Below are 14,966 nucleotides of genomic sequence, written 5' to 3'. Positions count from 1 at the left end.
CCGAGCGTGAGCCCCGAGCTGAGTCGCGCGCTGCGCCGCGACCTGGTCGCGGGCCTCTGTGTGGCCGGCCTGCTGCTGCCCGAGGCGGTCGCCTATGCCGGCCTGGCGCAGGTGCCGGTGGCGCATGCGCTGACCGCCTGCCTGCTCGGCCTGCTGGTCTATGCCTGCTGTGGCGGCAGCCGCTTTGCCATCGTGGCGCCGACCTCGTCCAGCGCCAGCCTGGCGGCTGCGGCGGCCTTGTCGATACCGGCGGCCGGCGCGCTGGCGCCCGGCTATGGCGCGGCGCTGACGGCGCTGGTGCTGCTGGCCGGCGCGATCCTGCTGCTGCTGGCCTGGGGCCGTCAGGGGCAGCTGTCGGGGTTTGTGTCGCGGCCGGTGCTGCGCGGCTTTGCCTTTGCCCTGGCCATCAGCATCGTCATCAAGCAGCTGCCCGATGCGCTGGGCCTGGCGCCGCAGCCCGGCGCCGATCCCCTGCGCCTGTTGCTGCATCTGGGCAGCCATCTGCAGCAGCTGCATCTGCCCAGTGTCGGCGTGGCGCTCTCGGCGGCGCTCGGCCTGGCGCTGCTGCGCCGCTGGCCGCAGCTGCCGGCCTCCTTGCTGGTGATCGTGCTGGCGATTGCCGCGGCGCGCGGGCTGGACCTGCGGGGCCTGGGCGTTCACGAAGTGGGGGCGCTGGCCCGACCCGACTTCAGGCCGGTCTGGCCGCAGCTCAGCGCCGATGAATGGCTGCGTGCCGGTGAGCTGGCGTTCGGCCTGGTGGTGCTGATCTTTTCCGAGTCCTGGGGCAGTGTGCGGACGTTCGCGCTGCGCCATGGCGAGCGGCCCGATGCCAATCGCGAACTGGCCGCGTTGGGCCTGGCCAATATCGCTTCGGCGCTGCTGCAGGGGCTGCCGGTCGGGGCTGGCTTTTCGGCCACGGCGGCCAATGAGGCGGCGGGCGCAAAAAGCCGCTGGGCCGGTGCCTTTGCGATGCTGGCCATCGTGCTGGCGCTGTGGCTGGCCCTGCCGGCGCTGCATCTGTTGCCCCGCCCGGTGCTGGCGGTGGCGGTGATCAGCGCGCTGTGGCACAGCCTGTCGCCGCGCCCGCTGCTGGCGATGTGGCGGCTGGACCGCGACCGCTGGCTGATCGTGGCCGCGGTGCTGGCGGTGCTTTTGCTAGGCGTTTTGCACGGCATGTTGACGGCGATAGCGCTGTCGCTGATCGGCGCGCTGCGGCGCTTCAGCCAGCCGGTGGTTCACGAGTTGGCGCAGCTGGACGAGACGCGCAACTACGTCGTTCGCGACGAGCACCCCGAGGCCTTGGTGCGGCCGGGGCTCTTGATCCTGCGACCCGAGGAGCCCTTGTTCTTCGCCAGCGCCGAGCGCGTGGTCGCCGAGGTGCTGACCCGCGTGCAGCAACGCCGCGCCAGTGCCGAAGCACTGCACGCGGTGGTGCTGAGTCTGGAAGAGAGCGGCGATCTTGATGTGACCGCGCTGGAATGCCTGCTGGAGTTGCGCCAGCGTCTGCGCCAGGCGGGCTGTGAACTGCTGCTGGCACGGGTCAAGGAACCGGTGCGCGAGCTGCTGGCACGCTGTGATCCCCAGGGCCTGGGGCGCGCCGAAGCGATGTTCTGGAGCGTGGCTGACGCGGCCGAGCTCGGCCGCGCGGCCTGAGCGCGACTCAGGCCATGCCCTGGTGGCGCAGCAGGGCGTCGATCTTCGGTTCGCGGCCGCGGAAGGCCTTGAAGTTGTCCATCGCATCGCGCGAACCACCGACCTCGAGGATGTTGTGCAGATAGCGGGCGCCGGTGGCAGCGTTGAAGACGCCTTCTTCCTCGAAGGCGCTCCAGGCGTCGGCGGACAGCACCTCGGCCCATTTGTAGCTGTAATAACCGGCCGAGTAGCCGCCCGCGAAGATGTGCGAGAAGCTGTGCTGCGAGCGGTTGAAGGCGGGCGGCGGGTTGACCGAAACCTCGGCACGAACTTCGTCCAGCACGGCCTGGATGCGCTGCTCGCTACCGAGCTCGGCATGCAGGCGCATGTCGAACAGCGCGAACTCGATCTGGCGCAGCGTCTGCAGGCCGGACTGGAAGTTCTTGGCGGCGACCATCTTGTCGAACAGCTCGCGTGGCAGCGCGGCGCCGGTCTCGACATGGCTGGACAGCTGCTGCAGCACTTCCCATTCCCAGCAGAAGTTCTCCATGAACTGGCTGGGCAGCTCGACGGCATCCCATTCCACGCCGGAGATGCCGGCCACGCCCAGCTCGTTGACCTGGGTCAGCAGGTGGTGCAGGCCATGGCCGAACTCGTGGAACAGCGTGGTCAGGTCGTCGCGGGTCAGCAGCGCCGGCTGATCGCCGACCGGGCTGGCGAAATTGCAGACCAGATGAGCGACCGGCAGCTGCTGCTGGCCGTCCGGGCGCAGCCAGCGGCCGCGCACCTCGTCCATCCAGGCGCCGGGCCGCTTGCCATTGCGGGCATAGAGGTCCAGGTAGACGTGGCCAATGGTCTGGCCAGCACGCTCGAGCCGACAGAAGCGCACCGAGTCGTGCCAGACCTCGGCCTGGTCGGCCACCAGCTGCACGCCGAAGAGGCGCTGCAGGATGCCGAACAGGCCATCGAGCACGCGCGGCAGGGTCAGGTATTGCTTGACCTCCTGATCGCTGAAGGCATAGCGGGCCAACTTCAGCTTTTCCGAGGCGTAGGACACGTCCCAGGCCTGCAGATCGGCCAGGCCCAGCGCGGCCTGGGCGAAATCGCGCAGCTCGCTCAAGTCGCGTTCGGCAAAGGGGCGCGCCTTGGCTGAGAGTTCACGCAGGAACTGCATCACCTGGGCGGGCGACTCGGCCATCTTGGCCACCAGCGAGACCTCGGCGTAGTTGGCATAGCCCAGCAGCTGTGCCTCTTCCTGCCGCAGCGCCAGCAGCTCTTGCATCAGCGCGCTGTTGTCGTGCTCGGGGGCGCCGAGTTCGCTGGCGCGGGTGACGTAGGCGCGGTAGAGCGTCTGGCGCAGTTCGCGGTCGTCGGCGTACTGCATCACCGGCAGGTAGCAGGGGAACTGCAGCGTCAGCTTGTGACCGTCCTTGCCCTCGGCCTCGGCGGCGGCGCGGGTGCTGGCCAGGATGTCATCGGGCAGGCCCTTGAGCTGGTCGGCGCTGACATAGAGCGCATAGCCGTCGGTGGCATCGAGCACATGCTCGCTGAACTGCTGGCTGAGTTCGGCGCTGCGCTCCTGGATGGCGGCAAAACGCGTCTTGGCCTCGCCCTGCAGCTCGGCGCCGGAGAGCACGAAATCGCGCATCCAGTGGCGCAGCGCCTGCTGGCGGGCGGCGTTCAGCGCCGCGGCGTTGGCATTGATCTGCTTGTACTTGGCGTAGAGCCGCTCGTCGGCGCCCATCTCGGTGTAGAACTCGGTCACCACCGGCAGCATGGCGTTGTAAGCCTCGCGCAGCTCCGGCGTGTTGGCGACCGAATTCAGATGGCTGACGGCGCCCCAGGCGGTGCCCAGGCGCTCGGTGGCCACGCTGAGCACGCGCTCCAGCGTCTCGTAATCGGCCGGCGTGCTGTCGGCGGTGGCCGTGGCCAGCGCGGCCCGGGCTTCATCAAGCAGGGTGTTGACGGCCGGCGCGATGTGTTCGGGCTTGATGGCCGCGAAGGCGGGCAGCGGGGCGGTGGACAGCAGCGGATTGCTCATGGCGGGCAGAGGCCTTTATCGATACGGCGTGGAAGGAGCAGCGGGCAGGCCTCAGCGTTCCGCCGATTCCATCGTGTTGACCAGCAGCATGGTGATGGTCATCGGGCCGACGCCGCCGGGCACCGGGGTGATCCAGCCGGCCACTTGCTTGACGCCGTCGAAATCGACGTCGCCGCAGAGCTTGCCTTCGTCGTTGCGGTTCATGCCCACGTCGATGACGACGGCGCCGGGCTTGACCATATCGGCCGTCAGCACATTGCGCTTGCCGACGGCGGCGACGATGACATCGGCCTGCCTCGTGTGGTGGGCCAGATCGGCGGTGCCGCTGTGGCAGACGGTCACGGTGGCATTGGCCTGCAGCAGCATCATGGCCATCGGCTTGCCGACGATGTTGGAGCGGCCGATCACCACGGCGTGCTTGCCGCGCAGATCCTTCATGCCGATGCTCTCCAGCATCTTCATGCAGCCATAGGGCGTGCAGGCCTTGAAGCCCTGCTCACCAACCATCAGTGCGCCCGCGCTTTCAACAGCGAAACCGTCAACGTCCTTGGCCGGCGAGATCGCCTCGATGACCTTGTGATCGTCAATGTGCTTGGGCAGCGGCAGCTGCACCAGGATGCCGTGGATGCTGGGGTCATTGTTCAGCGCCTCGACGCGGGCCAGCAACTCGGCCTCGCTCATCGTCGCCTCGTACTTCTCCAGCACCGAGTGGAAGCCGACATCGCCGCAGGCCTTGACCTTGTTGCGCACATAGACCTGGCTGGCCGGGTTGTCGCCGACCAGGATCACCGCCAGCCCCGGCGTCTTGCCCTGGGCCTTCAGCGCGGCGGTGCGTGCGGCTACCTCGGCGCGGACTTGTTGGGAGAGGGCGTTGCCGTCGATGATTTGTGCGCTCATGGCAGTTCCGAGTGAATGCAGGAAAAATGCAACCACAGAGGCACAGAGGCACGGAGAACAGCCAGCATGGTTCTTGTGCTCTGCGGCTCTGTGCCTCTGTGGTTGCCTTTGAACAGAAGTTTGAAATGCAAAAGGCCGCTGATCACGCAGCGGCCTCTTTCAGCTCAGGCAGGGCTTCAGGCCTTGCCTTGCGCCCCCAGGGCGATCTTGAGCAGGTCGGCCACCGTGTTGGCGTTGAGCTTCTCCATGATGTTGGCGCGGTGCGCCTCCACCGTCTTGATGCTGATGCCCAGGTCGTCGGCGATCTGCTTGTTCAGGCGGCCGGCGACGATGCGTTCCAGCACCTGGGCCTCGCGGGTGGTCAGGCGCGACAGCAGGGCGTCGCGGCTGGCGGCTTCCTGGTGGCTGGAGAAGGCCTCGCGGGCCTGGTCCAGCATGCGCTCAACCAGGGCCAGCAGCTCGTCCTCCTTGAAGGGCTTCTCGATGAAGTCCATCGCGCCCTTCTTCATCGTCTGCACCGCCATCGGCACATCGCCGTGGCCGGTGATGAAGACGACCGGCAGCGGGCTGCGGCGTTCCAGCAGTCGATCCTGCAGCTCCAGGCCGCTCATGCCTTCCATGCGGATGTCGGCAATCAGGCAGGCCACTTCGCGCGGGTCGTAGCGGCTCAGAAAGGATTCCGCCGAGTCAAAGCACTTGACGCGGTAGTCCTTGCCCTCAAGCAGCCATTGCAGGGAGTCTCGTACCGCTTCGTCGTCATCGACAACGTAGACGTTACCCTTCTTCGGAATCAGGCTCATGGTGTCGCAGCAGTGTTTTGAGCCGCCCCCGAGGGCTCGGGGCGCGGAATGTCTACGGGGATCGTGAAGGCGAACCTGCACCCCACGATGGACGGGCCATTGTATAGATTCTCGGCCCTGATCCGGCCCTGGTGCGACTCGACGATAGACCGGCATAACCCTAGGCCTATGCCCATGCCGTCGGCCTTGGTCGAGAAGAAGGCTTCGTACATGCGCTCGATCACCTCGGTGGGCAGGCCCGGGCCCATATCGGTGACGCTGAACTCGATATTGCCGCCCAGCTCCGGCGTGTGCTTGGGCACCACGCGCAGCTCGATATGGCGGCGCGAGACCGGGAGGCCGGCGTTGTCGATCGCCTCGGCGGCATTCTTCAGCAGGTTCATCAGCACCTGCTCGATCAGGATCGGGTCGACCATCAGCGTCGGCAGCCGCTGCGCCACATAGGTGTGGATGGCGACGTTGCGGCGGCGCAGCTCGATGCCGGCCAGCTCGACTGCATCCTCGACGATGCTGTGCGCCGACGAGGCCTGGCGCTGCGGCTCGCTGCGCTTCACGAAGTTGCGGATGCGGTGAATGATCTGCCCGGCGCGCTGCGCCTGCTTGGCGGTCTTCTCCAGCGCGGCGAGCAGATCGTCTTTCTGGATCGCGTCATTGCGCACCCGCGAAACCATGCCGTTGCAGTAATTGGTGATTGCCGTTAGTGGCTGGTTCAGCTCGTGAGCGACGCTGGAGGCCATCTCGCCCATGGTCATCAGCCGGCTGGTCACCTGGGCCTTCTCGGCCTGCTGGGCGGCGAGCATCTCGGCATGGCGGCGCGCGGTGATGTCGGTGGCGATCAGCATCTGCGCCAGGCGGCCGTCGGTCCACTGCAGGTAGCGGGCGCGCACGTCAAACCACATCTCCAGCGATTCGATATAGACCTCGCGCGGATCGGAGCCCACCTCGGTCAGATGCTGCGAGGGCAGGCCGCCGTAGTCGTCGACCTCTTCGTCGGCGTCCGGGTCTTCCTTGCTGCGTGAGAGCTGGCTGCCGGCCAGCATTGCATGGCCCTTGGGATCGGCGCCGAACCAGAGCCGGTAGCTGCGGTTGGCGAACAGCAGCTCGCCCTGCTGGACCGACAGCACCGACACCGCCGCGTCCAGCCCCTCCAGCACGGTGGTGAAGCGCTCATGCGAGGCCGAGAGCTGGTCGCGCACCCGCTTGGCCTCGGTGATATTGGTCATCGAGGTCATCCAGCCGGTCTGCTTGCCCTTGGGGTCGATCAGCGGCGAGACGTACATCCGTGCATCGAAGGTTGTGCCGTCCTTGCGCATCACCTTCACCTCGGCGCCGCCGGCCGGGCTGCGGCCGTGGATTTCCTGCTGCAACAGCCGGGCGTTCTCTTCGTAGCGGTCCGGCGGCCAGTAGGGGAAGGGCGGCTTGCGGCCGATCAGCTCGGCCTCCGAGAAGCCGGTCATCGCGCAGAAGGCCGGGTTCACGTAGGAGATGCGCGACTCCATGTCCATGGCGCGCATGCCGGTCAGCATCGAGTTTTCCATCGCGCGACGGAAATTCGTTTCGTTGACCAGCGCATTCTGGATGTGCATGCGGCGACGCATATGCTTCCAGGTGCCCAGCAGCATCCAGACGGTCAGCACCGACAGCGCCACCACCATCCAGAACAGCGTGTTGCCGATCAGGCCGGCCGAGGTGCGGTAGCCCTGGCCGCGCAAATACAGGCCGTTGTCCAGCTTGCGGCCCAGCGGGGCGTCGTAAAAGATCACCGGCTTCTTGATGCGCTGGCCCGGCATGGCCGGCGCGGTGCTGGCGAGGATCTGATCGTGGTCGTCGAGGATTGACAGCGCATGCCGCGCCGACACCTCGGACTTCACGTAATAGCGCAGCAGCGCCTCGACCGAATACTCGGCGATCAGCATGCCGCTGAAGCCGTGGCGGTCCAGCACTGGCACCTGGATCTGGAACACCGTGGTGTTGTTGTAGTCGCTGAAGGCCTGCGAATACACCGATTTGCGCAACTGCTTGGCCTGCTGGAAGGCGCGCTCCGGCGCCGTGGCCGGGTTGCCGGCGGGCATCGACGGGTCATCGCTGCCCAATGCCATCAGCGTTTCGGCCTGCAGGCCGCTGGCGCTCTCGCTGGCCAGCCGCTCGCGCTTGGAGCCCAGCCAGGTGATGTGGATGATCTCGGGCCGGTCGCGGGCAAAGGCCTTGGCCTGGGCGTTGAACTGGCTGGCGTCGGTGGCGCGGGTGGCGATCTCGCGGGCGATGCGCAGCAGCTGTTCCTCGTTCTCGATCAGGCGCAGCTGGATCTGCTGTTGAGCGATCTCGGTATCGCGGCGCACCGCCTCGCTGGCGCGGTCGATTTCCTCGTTGCGCAGGTACCAGACCGCCAGCACGATGGCCGACAGGAACAAGAGCACCGAGATCAGCGGCCCGAGCGTGGCGAAACGGTCCTGGCGCGAGGGCGATTGGCTGCGCCACCAACCGGTGGCCAGGCGCTGCAGCGGCAGCAGGGCACGGCGCCAGGCGCCTTTGACATCAAAACGAGCAAGCATGGGCGCGATTATCCGGTGCCGGCCCGCCTCGCCCGGCCCAGGCAATCCCTTCAAATATCACGATGTGAAACGCAGTCGCACGATTTGGAATTTTCCGACATGTTGTGCGACACTCCGGGCGGATCATCGGCAGCCGGCTGTCTGGTACAGCCTGGATTGACCTGATGTGGCAGTGATTTCCGCTTGAAACACGGCTGGCCCACCAGCCCGAACCCCCAAGGAGACAGCATGTCCGCGCAGCCCCAGTCCTTTGCAGGCGCCGCCGCCCTCGACACCGATGCCCTCGAAACCAAGGAATGGCTGGACGCGCTGTCGGCTGTGATTGGCGAGGAAGGTGGTGAGCGCGCGCATTTCCTGCTGAACCAGCTGATCGACCACGCCCGCCAGGCCGGCATCGATGTGCCGTTCTCGGCCACCACGCCCTACCTGAACACCATCCCGGCTGACCAGGAAGCGCGCTGCCCCGGCAATATCGAGATCGAGAAGCGCCTGCGCGCCTATATGCGCTGGAATGCGATGGCGATGGTGGTGCGCGCCAACCGCCTGAACCCGGCCGACGGCGGCGATCTGGGCGGCCATATCGGCTCGTTTGCTTCGCTGGCCTCGATGCTGGGCGCCGGCTTCAACCATTTCTGGCACGCCGAGAGCGAGAACCATGGCGGTGACCTGCTCTACATCCAGGGCCACAGCGCGCCCGGCATCTATGCCCGCGCCTTCCTGGAAGGCCGGCTGAGCGAGGAGCAACTGGACAGCTTCCGCCAGGAAGTCGATGGCAAGGGCCTGTCCAGCTACCCGCATCCCAAGCTGATGCCCGAGTTCTGGCAGTTCCCGACCGTGTCCATGGGCCTGGGCCCCTTGATGGCGATCTACCAGGCGCGTTTCCTGAAGTACCTGCACGCCCGTGGCATTGCCAATACCGAGAACCGCAAGGTCTGGGCCTTCATGGGCGACGGCGAGATGGACGAGCCGGAAAGCCTGGGCGCCATCGGCCTGGCCGCGCGCGAGGGCCTGGACAATCTGGTCTTCGTCATCAACTGCAATCTGCAACGCCTGGACGGCCCGGTGCGCGGCAACGGCAAGATCATTCAGGAGCTCGAAGGCGAGTTCCGCGGCAGCGGCTGGAACGTCATCAAGCTGATCTGGGGCAAGGGCTGGGACGAGCTGCTGGCCCGCGACAAGAGCGGCAAGCTGAAACAGCTGATGATGGAAACCGTCGACGGCGACTACCAGGCCATGAAGGCCAATGACGGCGCCTACGTCCGCAAGCACTTCTTCGGCAAGTACCCGGAGACGGCCAAGCTGGTCGAGCACATGAGCGATGACGAGATCTTCGAGCTGCGCCGGGGTGGCCACCAGCCGGAGAAGGTGTTCGCCGCCTTCCATGCCGCGCACAACAACAACTCGGGCCAACCGACGCTGCTGCTGGTCAAGACCGTCAAGGGCTATGGCATGGGCAAGGCCGGTGAAGGCAAGAACACCGTCCACCAGACCAAGAAGCTGAGCGACGAGGACATCAAGTACATCCGCGACCGCTTCGGCATCCCCATCCCCGACAGCGAGCTGCCCAAGCTGCCTTACTACAAGCCGGCCGACGACACGCCCGAGATGCGCTATCTGCACGAGCGCCGTCAGGCCCTCGGCGGCTACCTGCCGCAGCGCCGCGTCAAGGCCGAGGAGAGCTTCAGCGCCCCGGCGCTGGACACCTTCAAGGCCGTGCTCGAGCCCACCGCCGAAGGCCGCGAGATCTCGACCACGCAAGCCTATGTGCGCTTCCTGACCCAGCTGCTGCGCGACAAGGATCTGGGCCCGCGCGTCGTGCCCATCCTGGTCGACGAGGCACGCACCTTCGGCATGGAAGGCCTGTTCCGCCAGATCGGCATCTACAACCCCAAGGGTCAGAACTACACCCCGGTCGACAAGGACCAGGTGATGTACTACCGCGAGGCCAAGGATGGCCAGATCCTGCAGGAAGGCATCAACGAAGCAGGCGGCATGGCCAGCTGGATCGCGGCGGCCACGAGCTACTCGACGAACAACCGGGTGATGATCCCGTTCTACGTCTACTACTCGATGTTCGGCTTCCAGCGCATCGGTGATCTGGCCTGGGCGGCCGGCGATATGCAGGCGCGTGGCTTCCTCTTGGGCGGCACCTCGGGCCGCACCACGCTGAACGGCGAAGGCCTGCAGCACGAAGACGGCCACAGCCACATCCTCGCCGGCACCATTCCGAACTGCGTGTCCTACGACCCGACCTTTGCCCATGAGGTGGCGGTGATCATGCAGCACGGCCTGAAGCGCATGGTGCAGGACCAGGAGAACGTGTTCTTCTACCTGACGCTCTTGAACGAGAACTACGCGATGCCGGGCCTGAAGGCCGGCACCGAAGAGCAGATCATCAAGGGCATGTATCTGCTCGAAGAGGCGGCGCCGCTGCAGTTGCAGGTCAATCTGCTCGGCTCCGGCTCCATCCTGCGTGAGAGCCAGGCGGCCAAGCAGCTGCTCGAAGCCGAGTGGGGCGTGGGCGCCAGCGTCTGGAGCTGCCCGAGCTTCAACGAGCTGGCCCGCGACGGCCAGAACGCCGAGCGCTGGAACCTGCTGCACCCGACCGAGCTGGCCTGCGTGCCCTTCGTGACCCAGCAGCTGAGCAAGACCAGCGGCCCGGTCGTTGCCTCGACCGACTATATGAAGAACTATGCGGAACAGATCCGCGCCTTCATCCCGGCCGGCCGCAGCTACAAGGTGCTGGGCACCGACGGTTTCGGCCGCTCGGACTTCCGCTCCAAGCTGCGCGAGCACTTCGAGATCAACCGGCACTACATCGTCGTGGCCGCGCTGAAGAGCCTGGCCGACGAGGGCAAGATCCCGGTCGGTACGGTGGCCGAAGCGATTTCCAACTACGGCTTGAACGCAGACAAGATCAACCCCTTGTACGCCTGATCAGCGCCGAGGCGAGCAGGCGCGAGGCCGGTTGGCGTAGCGCAGCCTGCGCCACGGGCTTCAAGGTCGCACCACCGAGGTGCGCAAGCGAAGAGTTAGCGGAGAACAGACATGGCATTGGTAGAAGTCAAAGTCCCGGACATCGGCGACTTCAAGGACGTGGCGGTGATCGAGCTGCTGGTCAAGGTCGGCGACAGCATCAAGCTGGAGCAAAGCCTGGTCACGGTCGAGAGCGACAAGGCCTCGATGGAAATCCCCAGCTCGCATGCCGGCGTGGTGCGCGAGATCAAGGTCGCCGTCGGCGATGTGGTCAACGAAGGCAGTCTGCTGGTCGTCGTTGACGCAGAAGGCGCGGCGGCTGCCGCTGCGCCGGCCTCGGCACCGGTCGCTGCGGCCCCGATGGCAGCACCCGCTGCCGCGCCAGTGGCTGCACCGGCCGCGGCTCCCGCCGCAGCTGCCACATCAGGCGGCCTGGTCGAAGTCGTGGTGCCGGACATCGGCGATTTCGACTCGGTCGCAGTGATCGAGGTCTTCGTCAAGGTCGGCGACACGATCAAGCTGGAACAGAGCCTGGTCACCGTCGAGAGCGACAAGGCCTCGATGGAAATCCCCAGCTCGCATGCCGGCGTGATCCGCGAACTGAAGGTCAAGCTCGGCGACAAGATCGCCAAGGGCAGCCTGCTGGCGCTGGTGGAAGTGGCCGGCGCTGCGCCTGCGGCGGCCGTGGCAGCGGCTGCGCCCGCCGCCGCTGTCGCCAGCGTGCCAGCGGCGCCAGTTTCGGCACCAGCAGCCACTCCCGCTGCGCCAGCCGCGGCCCTGCCGGCCCACGAGCCGAGCACGCCGAGTGGCCGCCTGCCCCATGCCTCGCCCAGCATCCGCCGCATCGCCCGCGAGTTGGGCGTGCCGCTGGCCGAGGTCAAGGGCACAGGCCCCAAGGGCCGCATCATCGAGACCGATCTGCAGGCCTTTGTGAAGGCCGTGATGGCCGGCAGCCTTCAAACCGCTGCACAGAAGGCCGCTGCACCGGCCGGCGCTGCAGCCGCGGGTGGCGGCAGCCTGCCCGGCCTGCTGCCCTGGCCCAAGGTCGATTTCGAGAAGTTCGGCGCCGTCGAGCGCAAGGACCTCAGCCGCATCAAGAAGATCTCCGGCGCCAATCTGCATCGCAACTGGGTGGTGATCCCCCATGTCACCAACCATGACGATGCCGACATCACCGATCTCGAAGCCTTCCGCGTGCTCCTGAACAAGGAGAACGAGAAGAGCGGTGTCAAGGTGACGATGCTGGCCTTCATGATCAAGGCTGCCGTCGCCGCGCTGAAGAAGTTCCCCGAGTTCAATGCCTCGCTGGAAAGTGATGAAAGTGGGGGCGACGCCCAGAAGCTGGTGCTGAAGAAGTACTTCCACATTGGTTTCGCGGCGGACACGCCCAACGGCCTCGTCGTGCCGGTGATCAAGGATGCCGACAAGAAGGGCATCGTCGAGATCAGTGCCGAGATGAGCGAGCTGGCCAAGAAGGCCCGCGACGGCAAGCTGGGCCCGGCCGATATGAGCGGCGGCTGCTTCACGATCTCCTCGCTGGGCGGCATTGGCGGGCGCTACTTCACGCCCATCATCAATGCGCCCGAGGTGGCCATCATGGGCGTCTGCAAGAGCCAGATCGAGCCCAAGTGGGACGGCAAGCAGTTCGCGCCGCGGCTGATGCTGCCGCTGAGCCTCAGCTGGGATCACCGCGTGATCGACGGCGCAGCGGCCGCGCGCTTCAACGTGTACTTCGCATCCCTGCTGGCCGACTTCAGGCGGATTGCTCTTTAACCACCCCCTACGCGCTGCGCGCGCCCCCTCAAGGGGGCACGCCCGGCGGCCCGGCAGAGCCGGATCCGCGGGCGTCGCTTGATCATCCGAGGCATGCCATCATCCCGGCGCCTCGAGAATTGGAGACAGACATGGCATTGGTAGAAGTCAAGGTCCCGGACATCGGCGACTTCAAGGACGTGGCCATCATCGAGCTGCTGGTCAAGGCCGGCGACACGGTGAAGGCCGAGCAGAGCCTGATCACCGTCGAGAGCGACAAGGCCTCGATGGAGATTCCCTCCTCGCACGCGGGCGTGGTCAAGGAGCTGAAGGTCAGCCTGGGCGACAAGGTCAACCAGGGCACGCTCCTGCTGCTGCTGGAAAGCGAAGGTGCTGCCGCGCCTGCGCCCGCTGCGCCTGCCGCCGCCGCGCCGGTGGCCGCGCAAGCCGCACCGGCACCTGCCCCAGTCGCAGCCGCCCCGCTGCCCGCCGGCAGCTACAGCGGTGCCGCCGACATCGAGGCCGATGTGCTGGTGCTGGGTGGTGGCCCTGGCGGTTATTCGGCCGCCTTCCGCGCGGCTGACCTCGGCCTGAAGGTCGTGCTGGTGGAGCGTTATGCGACGCTGGGCGGCGTCTGCCTGAACGTCGGCTGCATCCCGTCCAAGGCGCTGCTGCATGTGGCGGCGGTGATGGACGAGGTCTCGCACATGGCCGATCTGGGCGTCGACTTCGGCGCGCCCACGGTCAATATCGACAAGCTGCGCGGCCACAAGGAAAAGGTCATCGCCAAGCTGACCACCGGTCTGGCCGGCATGGCCAAGATGCGCAAGGTGACCGTCGTGCGCGGCTACGGCAGCTTCATCGACCCCTACCACCTGAGCGTCGAAGAGACCACCGGCACCGCGCAGGAGAAGACCGGCACGAGCAAGGTCGTTCGCTTCAAGAAGGCCATCATCGCTGCCGGCTCGGCCGCGGTGCGCCTGCCCTTCCTGCCGCAGGATGATCGCATCGTCGACTCCACCGGCGCGCTGCAGCTGAAGGGCATGCCCAAGAAGATGCTGATCATCGGCGGCGGCATCATCGGCCTGGAAATGGGCACGGTCTACTCGACGCTGGGCGCACGGCTGGATGTCGTCGAGATGCTCGACGGCCTGATGCAGGGCGCCGACCGCGACCTGGTCAAGGTCTGGGAAAAGATGAACAAGCCGCGCTTCGACAAGATCATGTTGAAGACCAAGACCGTCGGCGCCGAGGCCACGCCCGAGGGCATCAAGGTGCAGTTCGAGGGCCTGGATGGCACGAAGAGCGAAGGCGTCTACGACCTGGTGCTGCAGGCCGTCGGCCGTACGCCCAATGGCAAGAAGATCGCTGCTGACAAAGCCGGCGTGGCCGTGACCGACCGCGGCTTCATCAACGTCGACGTGCAGATGCGCACCAATGTGGCCAATATCTTCGCCATCGGCGACATCGTCGGCCAGCCCATGCTGGCGCACAAGGCGGTGCACGAGGCCCATGTGGCCGCCGAAGTGATTGCCGGTGAACTGTTGGGCGATGCCAAGCTGGCCAAGAGCCAGTTCGACGCCCGCGTGATCCCGAGCGTTGCCTACACCGACCCCGAAGTCGCCTGGGTGGGCCTGACCGAAGACCAGGCCAAGGCCCAAGGCATCAAGGTCAAGAAGGGTCTGTTCCCCTGGGCGGCGTCGGGTCGCGCCATCGCCAACGGCCGCGACGAAGGCTTCACCAAGCTGCTGTTTGACGACAGTCCCGAAGCCCACGGCCACGGCAAGATCCTCGGCGGCGGCATTGTCGGCACCCACGCTGGCGACATGATCGGCGAGATCGCCCTGGCCATCGAGATGGGCGCCGATGCGGTGGACATCGGCAAGACCATCCACCCGCACCCGACGCTGGGCGAAAGCATCGGCATGGCGGCGGAAGTGGCGCATGGCTCCTGCACGGATGTGCCGCCGGCAAGGAAGTAGTCCGCTACAACGCTGGCAAGACCCAAGCCCCGGACGGGAAACTGTCCGGGGCTTTTTGCCTTGCGTCTCCAAACAATCGCCGCAGAATGCTGTGTATGTGCACGGCGTTTATGCCCGCAAATTCCAAGCCCAGGCTCTACAAGCCGCCCCACAGCCGTCCAAACCTTTTTGCTCGGCGCTTGTGCCCGAGCCTCGCTGTGCCAACGTTCCAGCGTGCTCACGCCAACCCCCACCTCCCGCGCCACTTCTTGCACTGGCGCGCTTTCAGGCAGCTGCATGCGTGCGACAGCCTGGTCCTTGAATGCTTGTCCGTACCTTGCCGCTGTCGTCCTTC

General features: G+C 66.3%; 8 protein-coding genes and 1 pseudogene. 4 read left to right on the top strand and 5 right to left on the bottom strand.

Features of this window, described 5'->3' with window-relative positions; all coding sequences use genetic code 11:
• The first annotated feature begins 6 nt into the window (after positions 1–6).
• Positions 7–1,653 (top strand): SulP family inorganic anion transporter, encoded by a 1,647-nt coding sequence (locus tag RQP53_RS05170; RefSeq protein ID WP_315649114.1) that lies wholly within the window; start codon positions 7–9, stop codon positions 1,651–1,653.
• 7 nt (positions 1,654–1,660) lie between these two features.
• On the opposite strand, the gene RQP53_RS05165 is transcribed toward RQP53_RS05170, so the two are convergent.
• The 4 genes from RQP53_RS05165 to RQP53_RS05150 form a co-directional block, all read right to left on the bottom strand.
• Positions 1,661–3,673: a M3 family metallopeptidase gene (locus RQP53_RS05165; protein ID WP_315649111.1), complete on the bottom strand. Its 2,013-nt coding sequence runs from the start codon at positions 3,671–3,673 to the stop codon at positions 1,661–1,663.
• 51 nt (positions 3,674–3,724) lie between these two features.
• The gene (folD, locus tag RQP53_RS05160) at positions 3,725–4,570 is read right to left on the bottom strand and encodes a bifunctional methylenetetrahydrofolate dehydrogenase/methenyltetrahydrofolate cyclohydrolase FolD (RefSeq protein ID WP_315649109.1); all 846 of its coding nucleotides are present in this window, start codon (positions 4,568–4,570) and stop codon (positions 3,725–3,727) included.
• A 176-nt stretch (positions 4,571–4,746) separates the two neighbouring features.
• Complete coding sequence (locus tag RQP53_RS05155; RefSeq protein WP_315649107.1) at positions 4,747–5,370, bottom strand: response regulator transcription factor; 624 nt, start codon at positions 5,368–5,370, stop codon at positions 4,747–4,749.
• Positions 5,367–7,922: a PAS domain S-box protein gene (locus RQP53_RS05150; protein ID WP_315649105.1), complete on the bottom strand. Its 2,556-nt coding sequence runs from the start codon at positions 7,920–7,922 to the stop codon at positions 5,367–5,369. The genes RQP53_RS05155 and RQP53_RS05150 overlap by 4 nt, the downstream gene beginning before the upstream one ends.
• 228 nt (positions 7,923–8,150) lie before the next feature.
• Here RQP53_RS05150 and aceE point away from each other — a divergent pair, with 228 nt between their 5' ends.
• The 3 genes from aceE to lpdA all read left to right on the top strand — a co-directional run bounded on the left by aceE (position 8,151) and on the right by lpdA (position 14,632).
• On the top strand, positions 8,151–10,859 hold the full coding sequence (gene aceE, locus RQP53_RS05145; protein WP_315649103.1) for a pyruvate dehydrogenase (acetyl-transferring), homodimeric type: 2,709 nt from the start codon (positions 8,151–8,153) through the stop codon (positions 10,857–10,859).
• Positions 10,860–10,970: 111 nt separating this feature from the next.
• On the top strand, positions 10,971–12,671 hold the full coding sequence (aceF, locus tag RQP53_RS05140) for a dihydrolipoyllysine-residue acetyltransferase (RefSeq protein WP_315649101.1): 1,701 nt from the start codon (positions 10,971–10,973) through the stop codon (positions 12,669–12,671).
• Between the two features lie 131 nt (positions 12,672–12,802).
• Positions 12,803–14,632 carry a dihydrolipoyl dehydrogenase gene (gene lpdA / locus RQP53_RS05135; RefSeq protein WP_315649099.1) on the top strand — a complete coding sequence of 610 codons (1,830 nt, stop codon included), beginning with the start codon at positions 12,803–12,805 and terminating at the stop codon, positions 14,630–14,632.
• Positions 14,633–14,826: 194 nt separating this feature from the next.
• Here the strand turns inward: lpdA and RQP53_RS24685 are convergent.
• Positions 14,827–14,940: pseudogene (locus RQP53_RS24685) on the bottom strand (transposase); the annotation flags it as partial.
• Positions 14,941–14,966: the final 26 nt, after the last annotated feature.

The organism is Roseateles aquae (assembly GCF_032337115.1).
Classification (GTDB): domain Bacteria; phylum Pseudomonadota; class Gammaproteobacteria; order Burkholderiales; family Burkholderiaceae_C; genus Roseateles_C; species Roseateles_C aquae.
This window is presented reverse-complemented; position numbering and strand designations above follow the sequence as displayed.